The 17,156-nt window shown below is 34.9% G+C and carries 20 protein-coding genes and 1 pseudogene; 14 read left to right on the top strand and 7 right to left on the bottom strand.

Annotated features, from left to right (window positions below):
* The first annotated feature begins 1 nt into the window (after position 1).
* Complete coding sequence (locus tag AC4D4B_RS14050; RefSeq protein WP_491000294.1) at positions 2-1,795, top strand: ABC transporter ATP-binding protein; 1,794 nt, start codon at positions 2-4, stop codon at positions 1,793-1,795.
* Between the two features lie 172 nt (positions 1,796-1,967).
* Here AC4D4B_RS14050 and AC4D4B_RS14045 read toward each other — a convergent pair whose 3' ends face one another.
* Positions 1,968-2,144: a Spo0E family sporulation regulatory protein-aspartic acid phosphatase gene (locus AC4D4B_RS14045; protein ID WP_490994603.1), complete on the bottom strand. Its 177-nt coding sequence runs from the start codon at positions 2,142-2,144 to the stop codon at positions 1,968-1,970.
* 223 nt (positions 2,145-2,367) lie between these two features.
* On the opposite strand from AC4D4B_RS14045, the gene AC4D4B_RS14040 reads away from it, so the two are divergent.
* From AC4D4B_RS14040 to AC4D4B_RS14020, 5 genes are all read left to right on the top strand, one after another.
* Positions 2,368-3,075: a cytochrome c biogenesis CcdA family protein gene (locus tag AC4D4B_RS14040; RefSeq protein WP_066103982.1), complete on the top strand. Its 708-nt coding sequence runs from the start codon at positions 2,368-2,370 to the stop codon at positions 3,073-3,075.
* A 62-nt stretch (positions 3,076-3,137) separates the two neighbouring features.
* Entirely contained in the window at positions 3,138-3,497 is a 360-nt protein-coding gene (locus tag AC4D4B_RS14035) for a response regulator (RefSeq protein WP_490994601.1), read from the top strand.
* Between the two features lie 54 nt (positions 3,498-3,551).
* Positions 3,552-4,049: a CcdC family protein gene (locus AC4D4B_RS14030; RefSeq protein WP_491000293.1), complete on the top strand. Its 498-nt coding sequence runs from the start codon at positions 3,552-3,554 to the stop codon at positions 4,047-4,049.
* A 299-nt stretch (positions 4,050-4,348) separates the two neighbouring features.
* Positions 4,349-4,504 (top strand): hypothetical protein, encoded by a 156-nt coding sequence (locus tag AC4D4B_RS14025; protein ID WP_490994599.1) that lies wholly within the window; start codon positions 4,349-4,351, stop codon positions 4,502-4,504.
* 40 nt (positions 4,505-4,544) lie between these two features.
* Positions 4,545-5,033, top strand: a complete 489-nt coding sequence (locus AC4D4B_RS14020; protein WP_491000292.1) for a CBS domain-containing protein — start codon at positions 4,545-4,547, stop codon at positions 5,031-5,033.
* 24 nt (positions 5,034-5,057) lie between these two features.
* Here the strand turns inward: AC4D4B_RS14020 and AC4D4B_RS14015 are convergent.
* From AC4D4B_RS14015 to AC4D4B_RS14000, 4 genes are all read right to left on the bottom strand, one after another.
* A protein-coding gene (locus AC4D4B_RS14015; protein ID WP_491000291.1) for an IS3 family transposase occupies positions 5,058-6,415 on the bottom strand; the annotation gives its coding sequence in 2 pieces (ribosomal slippage) (positions 5,058-5,947 and positions 5,947-6,415; 1,359 coding nt in all).
* 84 nt (positions 6,416-6,499) lie between these two features.
* Positions 6,500-9,112 carry a calcium-translocating P-type ATPase, PMCA-type gene (locus AC4D4B_RS14010; protein ID WP_491000290.1) on the bottom strand — a complete coding sequence of 871 codons (2,613 nt, stop codon included), beginning with the start codon at positions 9,110-9,112 and terminating at the stop codon, positions 6,500-6,502.
* Between the two features lie 457 nt (positions 9,113-9,569).
* The gene (locus AC4D4B_RS14005; RefSeq protein ID WP_490994596.1) at positions 9,570-10,412 is read right to left on the bottom strand and encodes a manganese catalase; all 843 of its coding nucleotides are present in this window, start codon (positions 10,410-10,412) and stop codon (positions 9,570-9,572) included.
* Positions 10,413-11,061: 649 nt separating this feature from the next.
* Positions 11,062-11,184: a hypothetical protein gene (locus AC4D4B_RS14000; RefSeq protein WP_491000289.1), complete on the bottom strand. Its 123-nt coding sequence runs from the start codon at positions 11,182-11,184 to the stop codon at positions 11,062-11,064.
* Positions 11,185-11,318: 134 nt separating this feature from the next.
* Between AC4D4B_RS14000 and AC4D4B_RS13995 the strand changes: the two genes are divergently transcribed.
* Positions 11,319-11,750: a DUF2621 domain-containing protein gene (locus tag AC4D4B_RS13995; RefSeq protein WP_490994594.1), complete on the top strand. Its 432-nt coding sequence runs from the start codon at positions 11,319-11,321 to the stop codon at positions 11,748-11,750.
* Between the two features lie 85 nt (positions 11,751-11,835).
* Here the strand turns inward: AC4D4B_RS13995 and AC4D4B_RS13990 are convergent, their stop codons facing one another.
* Positions 11,836-12,402 (bottom strand): HD domain-containing protein, encoded by a 567-nt coding sequence (locus AC4D4B_RS13990; RefSeq protein ID WP_490994593.1) that lies wholly within the window; start codon positions 12,400-12,402, stop codon positions 11,836-11,838.
* A gap of 241 nt (positions 12,403-12,643) precedes the next feature.
* Here AC4D4B_RS13990 and AC4D4B_RS13985 point away from each other — a divergent pair, with 241 nt between their 5' ends.
* A complete protein-coding gene (locus AC4D4B_RS13985) occupies positions 12,644-13,144 on the top strand; it encodes an NUDIX domain-containing protein (RefSeq protein ID WP_491000288.1) in 501 nt (166 codons plus the stop codon).
* Between the two features lie 77 nt (positions 13,145-13,221).
* On the opposite strand, the gene AC4D4B_RS13980 is transcribed toward AC4D4B_RS13985, so the two are convergent.
* A complete protein-coding gene (locus AC4D4B_RS13980) occupies positions 13,222-13,833 on the bottom strand; it encodes a hypothetical protein (RefSeq protein ID WP_491000287.1) in 612 nt (203 codons plus the stop codon).
* A gap of 470 nt (positions 13,834-14,303) precedes the next feature.
* Here AC4D4B_RS13980 and AC4D4B_RS13975 point away from each other — a divergent pair, with 470 nt between their 5' ends.
* The 6 genes and pseudogenes from AC4D4B_RS13975 (at position 14,304) to AC4D4B_RS13950 (ending at position 17,127) form a co-directional block, all read left to right on the top strand.
* The gene (locus AC4D4B_RS13975; RefSeq protein WP_491000286.1) at positions 14,304-14,456 is read left to right on the top strand and encodes a hypothetical protein; all 153 of its coding nucleotides are present in this window, start codon (positions 14,304-14,306) and stop codon (positions 14,454-14,456) included.
* Between the two features lie 285 nt (positions 14,457-14,741).
* Positions 14,742-15,036: pseudogene (locus AC4D4B_RS13970) on the top strand (GNAT family N-acetyltransferase); the annotation flags it as partial.
* Positions 15,037-15,269: 233 nt separating this feature from the next.
* The gene (locus AC4D4B_RS13965; RefSeq protein WP_491000285.1) at positions 15,270-15,419 is read left to right on the top strand and encodes a hypothetical protein; all 150 of its coding nucleotides are present in this window, start codon (positions 15,270-15,272) and stop codon (positions 15,417-15,419) included.
* Between the two features lie 86 nt (positions 15,420-15,505).
* A complete protein-coding gene (locus AC4D4B_RS13960; RefSeq protein ID WP_491000284.1) occupies positions 15,506-16,177 on the top strand; it encodes a hypothetical protein in 672 nt (223 codons plus the stop codon).
* Positions 16,178-16,295: 118 nt separating this feature from the next.
* Positions 16,296-16,646: an immunity protein CdiI family protein gene (locus AC4D4B_RS13955; RefSeq protein WP_491000283.1), complete on the top strand. Its 351-nt coding sequence runs from the start codon at positions 16,296-16,298 to the stop codon at positions 16,644-16,646.
* Between the two features lie 139 nt (positions 16,647-16,785).
* A complete protein-coding gene (locus tag AC4D4B_RS13950; RefSeq protein ID WP_491000282.1) occupies positions 16,786-17,127 on the top strand; it encodes a hypothetical protein in 342 nt (113 codons plus the stop codon).
* Positions 17,128-17,156 lie beyond the last annotated feature (29 nt).

Here is a 17,156-nt window from a genome sequence, read left to right as displayed (position 1 = left end):
GATGGATGAACTTAAATCAATAACAGGAAAAGAACAGCGAGCCATTCTCTTCCGACTCTTATCCTATGCCAAACCATATAAAAAGAGATTAATAGGAGCATTTTTCTTATTATTTCTTGCGACAGTGGCTGACATCACAGGTCCTATTTTAGTGAAGATATTCATTGATGATTATTTAACACCTATGAATATGGAGTATAAGCCAATAGCTATATTGGCAATCGGGTATTTGATACTCCTGTTTGCCAAAATGTTTATCACTTATTTTCAAGAATTCTCGTTCCAGCTTGTCGCTTTAAAAATTATTCAGCAGCTTAGGGTTGATGTATTCAGTAAAGTACAGAGCCTTGGATTGAGATATTTTGATAAAACACCTGCAGGAGCGATTGTATCCAGGGTTACTAATGATACAGAAGCAATTAAGGATATGTTTGTGACTGTGATTGCAGCTTTTATATCGAGTGGATTTTTCGTGATAGGGACGGTTGTTGCGATGTTTATTTTAAATGTCAGGCTTGCTGTGTTTTGTTTATTCATCCTGCCCATTTTATATTTGCTTATGAGATTTTATCGTAAATTCAGCAGTGTTTTTTATCAAGAACTCAGGGAAAGACTAAGTCAGTTGAATGCCAATTTAAATGAATCTCTCCAAGGGATGTCTATTATTCAGGTGTTTCGACAGCAGAAACGCTTAAAGGATGAGTTTGAGAAGATTAATCAAAAACATTATGAAGCAGGAATGAGGAGTATTAAGATAGATGGGTTATTGCTAAGGCCAGCCATAGATCTAGTTTATATATTTGCAATCGTTCTTGTGCTCAGTTACTTTGGGATCAATTCGATGAATTCAGTAGTTGAAATAGGTGTTCTGTATGCGTTTGTAAACTATATTGATCGTTTTTTTGAACCAGTTAACCAAGTGATGCAAAGATTATCCTTATATCAGCAGGCAATTGTGGCTGGATCAAGAGTATTTGCTGTTTTGGATGAAGAAGAGTTAGCCCCCGGGGCAGATAGCATTCAAACGTATAAAATCGAGCAGGGTGTCGTTGAATTTAAAAATGTTAGTTTTTCTTATGATGGAAAGAGAGATGTACTAAAAAACATCTCCTTTAAAGTCAATGAGGGTGAAACAGTTGCGCTTGTAGGACATACGGGTAGCGGAAAAAGTTCCATTATAAATTTGATTATGCGTTTCTATGAATTTAATAGAGGAGATATTTTAATTGATGGGAAATCCATAAAAGGTTATTCAAATGAAGAACTGCGGGTGAAGATGGGACTTGTATTACAGGATGCTTTCTTATTCTATGGGTCTGTTAAAGATAATATTAGTTTGCATGATCAAACAATAACGGACAATGAAATAGAAGAAGCAGCAAAATTTGTTCAGGCGGAATCCTTCATTGAAAAGTTACCGGATCAATACAATCATTTAGTAGTGGAACGGGGAGCAACATTTTCGAGCGGTCAAAGGCAGTTGATTGGCTTCGCACGAACAATCGTAAGGGATCCTAAAATTCTTATTCTCGATGAAGCGACAGCCAATATTGACTCAGAAACAGAAGAGGCTATTCAAAAAAGCCTGGCAAAAATGAGAAAGGGCAGAACGACCATTGCAATTGCCCACCGTCTTTCTACGATCCAGGATGCTAACCTTATACTTGTATTACATCAAGGCCAAATTGTTGAACAGGGAACACATCAGGAACTGCTGGTTAAGCAAGGGCTTTATTATAAAATGTATTTACTCCAAAATGGTATCCGCTCAAGTTTCAACAAAGATGTAAGCTAAAATAAGGATATCTAACTAAATAAATCGCATCCGATTCATCGGGTGCGATTTATTGAATTTACCGATATATACTTTTAGTCGATCCCTGAACCTGTTTTAAAAGTGTGTTAGTGTATAAAGAGTGGTTTCATGGCTCTACCCTTAACTGTTTGGGTTTACCTTATCTTTTCGCTTAACACGATATTTTTGATCTATTATATGTTTTTTCAGGTTGATAGTTGTTTAACAGATTATCGAGTTCCTGGCTATATTGAATGGTTGTTTGAGATGATAATCCGTTCTGAGAGACGACAGCAACTAGTTCTGCACGCTTGATTTCTATTTTATCTAACAACTCTTGATTATCCATGGTTGCAGATCCTTCCTCGTTTAGTTGATAATGTTTAATTTTACAATATTTTTACATAAAAGAATTAGAATAAAACTATTATACATAAATTTTACTAAAAATGTAAAATATATTTAAAAATAAAAACTATACTCTTTATCATCTGCTCAGACAGTTACTTTATATGGAGTAATTTGGTACAATGTAAGATGGAATGAATTAGAAACAGTGGGGGTAATTTCATTTGGGTGATATAAATATTTTTTTGGCATTTGGAGCAGGTTTCCTCAGCTTTATTTCTCCATGCTGTCTTCCGCTTTATCCGGCCTTTCTTTCTTATATAACAGGAATGTCGGTTGGAGAATTAAAAAATGATAACGCGATGATGCATAAAAGGAGCCTATTACATACTTTCTTTTTCTTAATTGGGTTTTCCATTATTTTTATAGCTCTTGGATTCAGTGCATCTTATATTGGAACCTTTTTTGAAAACTATGGAGACATTATCCGGCAATTAGGCGCTATTCTTATAGTCTTTTTTGGATTAATTATAATTGGGTTCTTTCAACCCAAGTTTCTTATGAAAGAACACCGTTTTGAATTTAAAAATCGTCCGGGTGGTTATATAGGATCAATTTTAATTGGTATTGCTTTTGCAGCAGGCTGGACTCCATGTACTGGACCTATTTTAATGGTTGTCATAGGGATGACCGGGACCAACCCGGAATCTGGTATGTTCTACATGTTAGCATATATTTTAGGATTTGCTATTCCGTTTTTTATTATGTCTTTTTTTATTGGAAAATTAAGCTGGATCAAGCGTAACTCGGATAAAGTTATGAAGGCAGGCGGAATGTTAATGATTCTAATGGGAATCGTCTTGTTTTTTGATTGGATGACCAAAATAAGCTCCTATTTTATTGCTTTATTCGGAGGGTGGAGTGGTTTTTAAATAGTTTTAATCATATTCAACACAGAATTTATACTTTTATTTTGTAACAGGGGGAACTAAAGATGGCTAATATTCTAATAGTGGATGATGCAAAGTTTATGCGGTTGACGTTGGCAGCTATCCTTAAAAAAGGAAATCATCACATTGTTGGAGAAGCAGAATCAGGTATAGAGGCAATTGATCTATATGAAAAGCATAAGCCTGATTTGGTTACTATGGATGTAACGATGCCATTAATGAGTGGATTAGAGGCAACCAAAGTAATTAAGAGTAAATATCCGGATGCCAAAATCATTATGTGTTCGGCAATGGGCCAGCAAAAGATTGTCAGAGAATCTATAGAAGCGGGTGCAAAAGACTTTATCATAAAACCCTTTGAAGAGATAAGGGTAATAGATGCGATCAATCGTGTCTTGGATTAACATAAATCGTAATAAACAGTTGAAATTTATGTATGCTAAAAGGAATGATGATATATGATGTTTGCAGTATCTACTATACTTGCAGTAATAATGGGACTTTTAGTTTTTGCAGTTAGGATGAAGGCATCCCAAAAACCGGCCTCAATCAAAAAGATTATATTGCCACCGTTTTTTATGAGTACTGGTGCACTTATGTATATTTTCCCGTATTTTCGGTTAACAGGAATGGAAATACTCGAGGCAATTATACTGGGCATGTTTTTTTCCATATTTTTAATAAAGACATCCAAATTTGAAATTAAAGATAATCAAATATATATGAAACGGTCTAAAGCATTTGGAATTGTTCTTATAGGACTTATTTTAATCAGAACCATTCTGAAGGTATTCTTAAGTTCATCGATTGATTTGGGTGAAACAGGAGGAATGTTCTGGCTGTTGGCTTTTTCAATGATTGTGCCATGGAGAATAGCGATGTACTTCCAATATAAAAAGTTTGAAAACATACTAAATGATACACAGGCAGGTAATAATACGGTTACTTCTGTATAAATGATTAAAAATCGACTGAATGGTCGGTTTTTTTTGTCTGTTTTATTAAGAAATTGCAGTTTATTTATGAAAAATAACCTTATAGCAGGAGAACGTAAATTAAAGAGTTACGAAACAAAGTAAAATGTAGAGACGTAGAGCAACTTTAAATTCTTATTACACAATAAAGTATTGAGTTCTTCGATGAATCTAAGAACACTTTAAAAAACGAATAATTTGTGGAATTTTAGGGTTAAAATGCACATAACTAAGAAAAATGGGTAAATACATAATATAAAAATGATGAGGAGAATTAGTACATGGTTACAAAGACAGAATTAACATTAGCTGAACGCTATGAAACTGCATTTAACCGTATTCATAAAGTGTTAAAAGATATTGTCAAACAAGCAAATACAGATAAATTTTCAGAACTGGTGAGTAAGGGGAAGCCACATTCTGCTTCGTTATTATGAAAAAGACTTGTGCCAATATGCAAAACTGAGAAATGCATTGGTGCATGAAAAGATAGACAGTGATTTTTATATTGCTGAGCCTCATAAGGACATTGTTGAAGATATTGAGAGGATAGCTGATGAATTTGAACAACCAAAAACAGGCTTATCCATATCATCAAAAGAGGTCTTTTATTTTTACGAAGAAGACAAATTGAAGGATATATTGGCCTGTATTAAGAAAAAATCTCATACAAGATTCCCCATATATAGTGATAAAGAAGAATTCAGATGGCTGCTAACCACCAAAGAAATAATCATATGGCTTGCAAGTCAATTCGATAATCCCAAAATAAACTTAGATCAGGTTAAAATCAAGGACTTATATAACCCGAAGCATGTTAATCGTGTTGAATTTGTTTCAAAAAATACAACTGTATTTGAAATTGAGGATATTTTTGAGGAAGATCATAAAAATAAAAATAGACTAGAGGCTGTTTTAATAACACCTAGGGGGAAAAGGACTGAAAAAAGCACCCAGTTGATCTGACCCAAGAAAGTTAGACATATGTATTTAGGCTACTTCAAGGACCTGAGTTCGGTATTCCACCGGGCTTAGGTCTTTTAATTTTGATTTCATTCGTTTGTTATTATAATAGTAAACATATTCTGCCAGCTCTTTCTCAAAATGCTCCATACTGTCGAATTCTTGTAGATAAAGCAGCTCGGATTTTAATAAGCCAAAGAAATTTTCTATGACTGCATTATCTAAACAGTTGCCCTTACGGGACATACTCTGTGTGATCTTATGTTGCTTTAATGTTCGTTGATATTGTTTCATTTGATAGTGCCACCCTTGGTCCGAATGAAGAATGACTTCATCACCAGGTTGAAGACGAGCTATTGCTTGTTTTAACATATCGTCAACTAATTTATACACCGGTCGGCTCATCACCGAATAGGCAATAATTTCACCGTTACACAAATCTAGTACTGGCGATAAATAACGTTTCTCACCAAACAGATGAAATTCTGTCACGTCTGTTACCCATTTCTCATTCATGTTTTCTGCTTTAAAATCCCGTTGTAAAATGTTTGGTGCAATTTTCCCGACGTTCCCCTTATAAGATCGGTATTTTTTCATTCGAACTTCGCATTTAATGCCCATTGCATTCATCAATCTATTAATTGTTTTTGGATCATGATGGAAACCATATTTCTTTAATTCTTTAGTAATTCGACGATACCCATAACGCCCTTTATGTTCGTGATAAATGGAATGAATGGCGGCTTTCACGCTGGCGTATTTATCAGCACGACTCAAACACTTTTCCCAATAATAATAAGTGCTGCGTGGAATATCAGCGACTTTGATTAATTCCACCACTTCATAGATTTCCTTTAGTTCATAAATTACTTGCACTTTGATTTGGTTGGTAATTTTTCTTGCATTTGAACTAAAGTGTTTAACTTTTTTAAATATGCATTCTCCATTTCCAGTTGCTTTATACGTGCTTCAAGTTCTTCTACAGATCCTTCAGCCGGTACAGGCTTCATTGTTTTTTTCGTGTTCTTTTTCATGGATGATTGCCCCTTTTTCTTAGAAACAAGGGCTTCATAACCGCCAATTTCAAACTTCTTCTTCCAATTTCGAATCATGCCTGGAGATGAAATGTTAAATATCGCAGCTGTGTCAATTGAAGATGTACCTGTTTCGTTCATATAATTTAGTACACTCATTTTATACTCAGCAGAATAGTTTGTATAGGGTTTTAAGAATGCCTCTATACCGTTCGCTTGATAAAGGCGAACCCAGTCACCGATAACCCGTGTTGTAACACTAATATCTTTCGCAATTGCATTCATGGTTTCATATCCATTTACATAACGTTGAACTGCTTGGATCCTTTGTTCAACAGTTAATTTTGCCATAAAAAAAACCCCCCGTAAAAATTAGATTAGTGTCTAACTTTTACGGGGCAGTTCATTGAGTTGGGTGCTTTTTAACTGCTGTAATTATGCTGTCTTAGTTCTTCTGATCATTTTTTCAATCTCAATTACAATGATCGGTACAAATCCAAGTCCAAGCGCAATCAGATAGTATTCAGAAGGAAGAGGAGTAACCTCGAAAATATAAGCAAGCGGTGGTATAAATACAATCGCAACTATAAGTAAAAGTGAAGCAAGCAGGGCAAGAATCATATATTTATTTTCACGAATGTCGGATTGGAAAATAGATTTAGTTGTTCTCACATTTAGTACATGAAAGAGCTGCGAAAGTGATAAAACAAGAAAAGCCATTGTTTGGGCCGCGCCTAACGAGTTTAGATTGACTCCTGCCAGATAGAAACCGATTAAGGATAGGACAGCAAACATCAACCCCTGAAGGACGATCCGGTAAAGGAGTCCGCCTGCAAAAATTCCTTCAGCTTTCGGCTTTGGTCTCCTCTTCATAATATCTTCTTCAACAGGTTCCATTCCAAGAGCGAGTGCAGGAAGTCCGTCTGTCACCAAGTTCAGCCACAAAAGATGGATGGCAAGGAGCGGTGTTTGTTGCCAAATAATCATGGCAATGAAAACAATAAATATCTCACCCATATTGGTGCCAAGCAGGAATTGAATGGCTTTGCGAATATTATCATAGGTACCGCGACCTTCTTTTACTGCATCGACAATTGTCGCGAAATTATCATCCGTCAAAATCATATCAGATGCTCCTTTTGCGACATCCGTGCCAGTTATGCCCATTGCGCAGCCGATATCAGCTGCCTTCAAGGCAGGAGCATCATTAACTCCGTCACCTGTCATTGAAACGATTGCACCTTTTTGCTGCCAGGCGCGGACAATCCTTATTTTATCTTCCGGTGACACACGTGCATATACAGAGTATTCATCGATTGAGTCATTTAATGCTTGATCGCTCATTTTTTCAAGTTCTGCTCCACTAAGAGATTTTTGTCCAGCATTTAAGATACCGAGTTCTCTGGCAATAGCATTTGCCGTCCCAATATGGTCACCTGTAATCATAACCGGGCGGATACCAGCTCTTTTACAAACCTGTACGGCATCCTTAGCTTCTGCACGTGGAGGATCAATCATTCCAAGCAAGCCGACAAAGTGCAAATCATACTCAATCTCATCACTATTTGGGTGATGAGGAACACTGTCAAGTTCCTTGTAAGCAACAGCAATAACACGCATAGCCTCGTCCGTCATTTGATTGTTTATTCTCTTGGCCGCTTCAAAATCCCCAGTCTTACAGCGGTTCATCAATACATCAAAAGCACCTTTTGTAAGAGCATAAGGTTTTCCTTCTATTACATGGATGGTTGTCATTAGCTTTCTGTCGGAATCAAAAGGAATCTCACCAACACGGGGTGCTGCTTCATGAAGGCTTTCCTTTGTCATCTGATTTTTAAGTGCTGCTGAAAGAATAGCAGTCTCTGTTGGATCGCCGATGTGCTTTTCTTCTCCGTCTACGATTTCAACGGTCCCATTTGATGCAAGTGAACCAAGACGAAGCAAGGATTTGATTGGACCGGAAACATGGTCAGTTATATCTTCTGGTTCATCCTTAACCCAGGCTTTGATGACTGTCATTTTATTCTGTGTAAGTGTACCTGTTTTATCAGAACAAATAACAGAGGCACTTCCTAGGGTTTCAACTGCTGGAAGCCTGCGGATGATAGCATTTCGTTTGACCATGCGCTGGACGCCGAGTGCTAAAACAACTGTGACAATTGCTGGCAAACCTTCTGGAATAGCAGCGACGGCTAAGGATACTGCAGTCATGAAAATTTCGAGTATCGGCATTCCTGAGAAGAATCCGATAGCAAAGATTACAATACTGATGGCAAGTGCCAGTAAGCCGAGGTACTTTCCTAGTTTTCCTAGTTTTTGCTGCAGCGGTGTCTGACCTTGGTCTGCAGATTCAAGTAATTCGGCAATCTTGCCCATTTGTGTATCCATTCCGGTTCCAGTTATAATTGCTTTTCCCCGACCATAGGAAACACTGCTCCCTGAGAAAACCATATTCACCCGATCTCCAAGAGGTGCATCCTCATTAACCGTAGCATCCTGATCCTTTTCAACTGGAACGGACTCTCCAGTTAAAGCTGATTCCTCAATTTTTAAGGAAGCTGCATCAACTAATCTTCCATCTGCCGGTATAAAATCACCAGCTTCAAATTCGATTAGATCACCAGGCACAATCTGGCTTGCTTCAATTTCGGTTAATTTTCCATTACGGATGACTTTTGCCCGTGGAGAGGAAAGGTTCTGTAGTGCCTCTAGTGATTTTTCTGCCTTATTCTCCTGTACAACTCCAAGTATCGCATTCAGGATAACAATACTTAGGATAACAACTGGTTCTATATATTCCTTTGTATCATGGCCTTTAAGGGCGACGAAAAAGGAAACCGCAGCTGCGATGATTAGAATCAAGACCATGATATCCTTAAATTGTTCAAAGAAACGTTGGACGAGCGACTTCTGTTTTTTACCTTTCAATTGATTAAGTCCGTATTTCGCTTGATGTTCCGCGACTTGTGCATCGCTTAAGCCAAGCTTACTATTTGTCCTGAATTCCTTTTCGATATCATCAAGTTTTTTCACATGTGGATTATTCATGAAGAAACCTCCATTCTTTCACTAAATATGCCTTTAGCATAACCAAAAGAGAGCGAAGGATTCTTTAGATAATAAATTAATAAAGAAGGGCAGCCATTCTCAAAATCTCCTTCTGATATCGGACTATTCAATCAAAGAATTTGCAGATAGAATTGAGATGTCAATTGAACAAGTATTGTTTTATTCCATAAATACGATGAGAAAATAGTAGCGTTTAATGGGGAGAAGGGGATAGGCAGTTGAATGAGCGCCTATTGTCCACCGGAATTATGGACATTTCAATATTTGAAATACTTTTAACTAATACAGAGCAACGAAGGATTTGTAGGATTATAAATAATAGGGGATGCAGTAGGAAAATAAGGATAAGAAGAGCAGGGGATTCAAAGAATAAAAAAGGATTTCAGAATAATTGCTATTCTGAAATCCTTTATACGCCAATCTAATATATTTAAGTTTATAAGATTGATTTATCTGTGTCCATTGGCAATGTGTTATGTGTTTCAAGTGGAGCTGGTTTTAACATTGGTTTTGCGCCTTCTGCAGGTGGAACCACAGCCTCATAACGGAATTCACCTTGTCCATCCGGAGCTTCACCGCTTGCCCAGCTTCCCATGCTGCTTTCTTCGCCTTCAGAGAAATTATATAAAGAGTAAGCGATATCTAAGCGTTCTTTTTCACGTGGGAATGTGCTTGGAACAAGTAATCCTTCTTGTTCTTCTAATTCAGCGATTGCTTTCGCCCAAAGATTTTGGTGATAAGAATCACGTGCAATAAGAACGGCAAGCATATCTTTAATTCCTGGGTCATCTGTCATTTCATAAATACGTACTGCTGCTAATCGACCTTGTGATTCAGCGTTCAGGTTAGAGCGGAAGTCAGCCAATAAGTTGCCGCTTGCTGTTACATAGCTTCCCATCCAAGGGTTACCAACACTGTCCTGTGGACGAGGACCTAATCCGGAAACAATAGCATGTTGTGGATTCATACCGCTTAGTACAGCAGCGATTGCTGGGTCAGCCATTGCTTTTTCCTGATCTTTAAGTGGTGCGTCATCAAGAAGACGTGCGACCATAGTTGCTAACATTTCAACGTGACCAATTTCTTCAGTACCGATATCAAGTAAAAGGTCTTTATATTTTTCGTTGCCGCGTACGCTCCAGCCTTGGAACAAATATTGCATCATAACGGACATTTCACCATATTGTCCACCAATCAGTTCTTGAATTTTCTTTGCCATCAATGGATCTGGTCTAGTTGGTTTAGCTTCAAATTGAAGTTCTTTTTTATGGAAAAACATATTCATACCTCCGTATATAATAGTATTTTTTGAGCGATTGCTCGTACAATCTATTACATACCCAGCGTTTTTAGGAAGAAACATAGAAATTATATAAAATTAGGTAATAGAGGTGTGAAATGCTATGGGAATATTGACTTAGAAAGTAAGAAATAAATTTTATTTTCAAGTGTATTTTTACATGTTTTTTTCTTGGTTGTCGAAAATTTATGGTCTATACATAAAAAATGTCATAATAAGAAAAGCACCCAGAATACATGTATTTTGGGTGCCTTTGTTCGATAGGCGATAGCGCTAAATTAATTTTCTCATTTTCCGATTGGCGTTAATTGTTCATTAGGCTGTTGCTTGGTTATTGATTCCATCTTCTTTAATTCTTCTCGAAGTAATCGTCTGACTTCCCTGCGTCTGTGTACTTTTTTTCCCATTAAGTAAAGACCTCCTTAAAGTAGTGGAAATGCAACAAACCAATCTGACCCTTAACAAAAATAGGCAGTTGAACCACAAACCCTGATTAGATTAAAGAAATATCTAGATTGAATGATATGAGGAAACTATACAATATATTCATTACTTCTTTAATACAGTCAGATTGTTATCTTTAGTTATATCAGAAATTAATAATTCTGACAATTCAAAATAATTTTGATTAATAAGGGAAAACAGTAGAGAAAACGCCAAAATCTTTAATATATTTACGCAATACCCCCTTTTTTCTGCAAATCTCTTCATTTTTCTTCAAAATCATGGTTGGAAATAATGCATCACTCATACTAAATTTGTATCCTTCGATTAGTAATTATCAGTCAATTTAGTTGAAGGTTTCCATCTGTTTGTTATAATAATATATGGAAAATGATTGTTAGATTAGGAAATTGTGTATTACTTAACTGGGGTGAATAAACTATGTTAGAAGGATGGTTTTTATGGTTCATCCTATTTTGGGTTGTCTTTATGATTGGTTTTATGGCTATCGGTGGATTTTTTATGTTTCGGAAGTTCTTAAAAAAACTGCCGAAAGAAGATGGAAAATCAGATATGGACTGGGAAGTGGAATTTGTTAATCAGACAAGGCATCTATGGAATCAAGAAGAAAAAGATTTTTTAGAAGAACTAGTAAGCCCGGTTCCTGAATTATTTCGAGATGTAGCGAGGCATAAAATTGCCGGGAGAATCGGTGAACTTGCTCTTAAAGAAAAGGCTAATAAGATAACGATTGATCTCATTATTAAAGGGTATATTCTGGCAACACCAAAACGCGATCACAAATTTCTTCGAAAAAAATTAGAAATCGAAAAAATAGATGTCAGTCCGTATGAAAAATATTTCTCTGTTTGACCTCTTCTTTTTATGAAGAGGTTTTCTTTTATGGGAGAGCGTTTGATTGAAAATAGGACCTTAAGATAGGTCCTTGTTTGACAAATTAATTGTTGTTATCTTTTATAGAATCAAAAAAGCTATTTACGTCTTTTACGTATTGATGGAAAAACTCTGGGATCTCTTTATCGTCTAAACCATAAAAGCTATTCATTGCAACCCCTCTGATATACCATTCCTGAGAATCTAGTCCTCTTTTAAAACAGTTCCAAATTTGATTTCCCAATAATTCATGTCCGGCAGTCATGGATTTTAAATTATCCCATTTATCAGCAACAATAAGAGCCTTTACCTCAAGAGGCGCTTCTTTAACAAGCTCAAGTGTATGTTGCTTACGTTCTTCCCATGTTTTTGTTTTGTCCTCTGTATGAGCAGAAACATAATGTGCAACTTTAGATCCAAACTCCTTTTCAATCTGTTCAATCGTTGTATCTGTGTCCTCCACAGTATCGTGCAATAATGCCGCAATCACCAATTCTTCACAAAAACCAGCCTCTTCAAGAGTTTTAGCCACCTGCAAAGGATGTATAATATAAGGTTCATTTGACAGCTTACGTACTTGTCCGGAATGTGCATGTGTTGCAAATTGTACTGCTTTTTCCTTTAATGTCATTCATTTTAGCCACCTTATCTATATTTACTAAAATTTTACTATCTTATTATAAATAAATAATTCTGTGCATTAAGAATATATATAATATACATATAATTATGGGTATTATATCATATTTAGCTTTGAGGCAGGTCTCATGCGTTTTATTTATGAATATGTATAATATATATTACACAGAAAGCTAAAATTATATATAATCATACTGTGGATTATTAGAAAGATTTAAAAGGGGTCATAAACCATGGAACTTATCAAGGAAATTTATGATGATGCGTCAGAACAGTATACGGATCAAGCATACCGTATTAGAAAGGCATCCAGAGCTGTAGTCATTAACGACCGTGATGAGATTGCTCTCTTGTTCGTTACAAATGGAAACTATCATAAATTGCCTGGTGGAGGCATTAAAAGCAATGAAACTATTTATGATGCATTAAAAAGAGAGGTAGAAGAGGAAGTAGGAACCTTAATAGAAGATATTAAGGAACTGGGACTTACTATTGAATACCGTAATAATGAAGAGCTTCTTCAGATATCTTATGGATATATTGCAAAAACTACAGGTGAACTTAAAGACCCAATGTATACAGATGATGAGATTAACGACGGATTTGTATTAAGATGGGTGCCAATCAAAATAGCGATTGAAATTTTGAAGCAAGACATACCCTCTAATTATGCAGGACAATTTATTCAACAAAGAGATCTGGAATTTTTATTAAAAGCTGACGAACTGATTTAAAATAATATAAGTCACCATTTAAATGCTGCACTCCAATTGTTATACACTTAATTGACAATTGGAGTGCTTTTTTAGGTCTAGTTAAAATAGTTTTCTAAGTCAGCTATAGAATAGGCATCTGATACACCTTTTCTGGAATATAAATAATGAATTAAATTTTTATCATCCTTGTACAAATCAGCCAGTCCATAATAAATATTTTTTAAATAGGGAAGGGATGGAGAGGTTATAACCTTTTCAGAGATATTTCGACTATCGGTAAAGGTGAAAATCGGATAACCTTCAGCCTCGCCCAAGTAGAGAATATTACCATACCAAGAATCGTTAAAGGAATAGGTATGAACACTTTTGGCCAATTCAAGATTTATCTCCATCTTATAATTGTTATTCTCCTGCTGTACAATTTGTTTGAACTGTTCACTTGTAATTAGGTATTTCTTGCCGTATGTTCGCGTATTCGTATCCTTATCGGTATTGATAAAAGCGACACCGCCATCCCAGCGACCTGAATATTCTGCAAAGTACATCTCATAGGGAAGTGAAATTGGGGCTACTTTTGCTGGATAAGCAGGATTCGTACACCCACGTTCATTTTTTGTAGAACCCTCAGGTGTCCCTCCGCTTATATAGCAATGAAAGCGGCTCTCTAGTAAATTGGATCCGTAACTTGCGTACCAAACATAATCCATTGTTGTATAATTCCTCCTAATAATAATCTATATAGATATACGTACCACAAAAGGGAATAATTACACATGAACCTAGGGTAGGTTAACTAGGCGGAAAACTGAGTAACCTTCCATTTTAACCAATCAGGGAGAGAATAGGGCAAGTCATTAATAGGCTGTTTATGTATAGTTTATGGCTTTTATATAACATAGGATTGCTTATCCATTTGCCTGTACATTGATGTGTAGTTAACTTCTGAAAAAATGGTGATGGTAAGTTCAAAAGTATACCGAGATTTATAGTTTTACTAATATTTATAGCTGTTATTTTATGTTATGATTTATTAAAGATTGATTAGGATATATTCCCCAAAGGGGAGGATATAGTATGAGAAAGTATATTTTTGCTGCATAGCAAAGGCTATGTGATAATGAATAATATAGCTTTTGCTCTTTCTAATAAAACTAAATAAATTATTAGGAGTGCGAAAATGAGCTATACTAATGCTATTGATCTTTTACCGTCTGAACTGTTGAAGGAAATTCAAAAATATGTCGATGGTGAATACATCTATATCCCAAGGGAAGAAAGTAATAAAAAAGCTGGGGAACCAACACAAGTACAAGAACAGAATTGGATTTAAGGAATAAAAAAATATATAGCGATTATCTAGCTGGTATTGATATGAATATATTAAGTGCTAACTATTATTTATCTGTAAAGAGTATTCAAAGAATCGTATTAAATGAAAAAAAGAATAATAGATAAAAGTAAGCCAATGCGTTTTCGTTATCGCATTGGCTTATTTTTATTTATGAATAAAGTATAAGGTTTTTCTTACAGCTTTTGTAAAATATAATTTAAATTAAATAAATCAAAGGCTAAGACTATTTTACTGGGTAACTTTTTTTATGGTCTTATGAAGCAGTTTGAGGATGATTATATTTGTTATTCATACGTTTATGGAGAGCAAGTAATTGCTAATACCTCTATCAGCAAAATGACAATTGTATGTAATGGTAAAGATTATAAAGCTATTCAAGTTGGTACCGTTATGACACATCCTGATTATCGAAATCATGGATTATCTAAGAAATTGATGGACCATATCATTGAAAAATATGAAAATGAAACGGACTTTATCTACTTATTTGCCAATGAAACCGTTTTGGATTTTTATCCAAAGTTTGGATTTGAAAAAGTACAGGAAAGCAGCTTTTCATTAAACGTTGCAGATATAAAAAAAACACAAGTACAAACGAACACTTTACGTCCCTTAGATATAGAAAATACGAGTGATTTAAAAAGGCTGTTTTTGTATAGATTGTTGTTCTTGAATAAAAGGATATAAATATCCAATTTGTGGTACAGTCGAATTAAGATGGCTTGTTCAACAAACGGGGCAGTTTAGCTCTATAAGGGATTTAAATGGTAAACTATTACAAAGTGGGTTGGGATGGAGGAGATTGGATTGGTCTTTGTTGGAATTGCAATTCCAATTGTGATAGTTATCTCTACAAGTACAATTGAAAAGAGCTTAAAGTCGATTGAAAAACAAAATGCTATAGTCATAGAACTTTTAAAGGAAAATCGTGATAAACATTAATATGTCTTTTTACTAACGGGGCAGGTTAGTTGAAGAAGGTCAAAAGATAAAATAAAAGAGAACTGGAATATTTGAGGTGATTCATATTGGATAACTGGAAAAATAGTACGATTTGGTTTGAACAAATACCAGATCATCTGCAAGCTTACTTAAAGTTAAAAGAAGATAAGCTTAGTGAGATTCAACTTGAAAAAATTGAGTATTTAACCCTGTGGGATCATAGAAAAAATAAATTAGGCAACTTTATAGGGTTTCCAGAAAATCTCCTCTATTTAGAAATGAATTTATCTAATATACAAAATTTCCTCGGTATAGAAAAAATGAAGAAATTAAAACGGTTAGAATTACACTATTGTACAAAATTACAAAGTGATGATGGTATATCTGTATTAGCAGATACTCTAGAACATCTACATATTCAACAATCTAAGAAGTTTGTACCAAGTGGTGAGTTATTCTGTTTGAAAAATCTTCGAGTTTTAATCCTTCATTCTTGTGGTAATCTTGAGAATCTGAATTTTTTAACTAATTTTCCTAACCTAATTGAATTTTCATTTGTAGATACAAATGTGATAGATGGCGACTTATCACCAATTATTGACCATCCAACGATTAGAAAATCATACTTTCTGGATAAGAGACATTACAATATGAAATATGATAAAGTGAATGTTTTGTTAGAAGATAAAAATGGTGGAGAAGAATTTAAGACTATTATCAGGTTGGGAAAGTATGAGACTTTTAGGTATATTTATTAACTCAGTTGTTTATAGAACTAACGGGGCAGGTTAGTGGAAGAAGATGGATATAAAAAGTATGATTGTAATATCGCATATTTGCAATGTTCACTTATAAATTTGAAATGGGGATTACCTAATGTTTTGGAAGCAAAAAAGAAATTGCAAACATAATTCATATAAATTTGAAGCTGATTTTATGGCTGACCCATTCTGGTGTAATGATTGTGGAGAAAACCTTGAGATAGATGAATTTCCTATATCAGATAAAATACAGGAAGAGCTATTAGAATGGGTATCGGAATATGGTAAATGGATTGATTTAGAAACTGATTTATTAAAGGAAAATGGTGTAAAGCTAGAGGAATGGCATAATGAAAAGGGGTTGCGATTATTCCAAGAAGTAAAAAAACAATTAGGTGAAAGATATCCAATCGTATTTGTTCCATCCAATTCTGCACAAATGTATAGAGATTTAGAAACTGATTGAATTTCTAATATGGCTCAATAAAGTTTGATAAAAAATTCTATTAGTTTCAATTTTATAGGACTTCTTTTTTCGCTAAAGGGGCAGGATTGTTTAATAAGAGTTAAGAATTTTAACAAAGAATAGTATCAGGGGTGATTTTTTGAATAGAAGTTTAATTCTTTTATTAGAAATGATTGTTATGACCACTATTTTATTAGCTTGTTCTAACGGTTCAACAACTAATAACGGTGAAATAGACAGCGACAATACGCTTGATGACCAAATTGCAGAAGAAAAAAACATATTATCTAAGGATGATGCGGAAGTTCTTGTATATAAACAACTAAATAATGAAGAAAAGAAGAAACTTACAATTGACTATTATAAAGAAGAGGGAACAAAATATTTCATTAGAGTGTATGAAACGGTAAATGGTAACGAAAAAGTTATAAAGAAATATACAGTTGATTTTAATACAGAAGAAGTCCAGCAAATACAGTAACAACTAAGTTGTAACCAGAAAGAACCTGT

The organism is Pradoshia sp. Z6_59 (assembly GCF_058267515.1).
The sequence above is the reverse complement of the archived record's forward strand: the minus strand, read 5'-3'. Positions and strand labels throughout refer to the sequence as shown.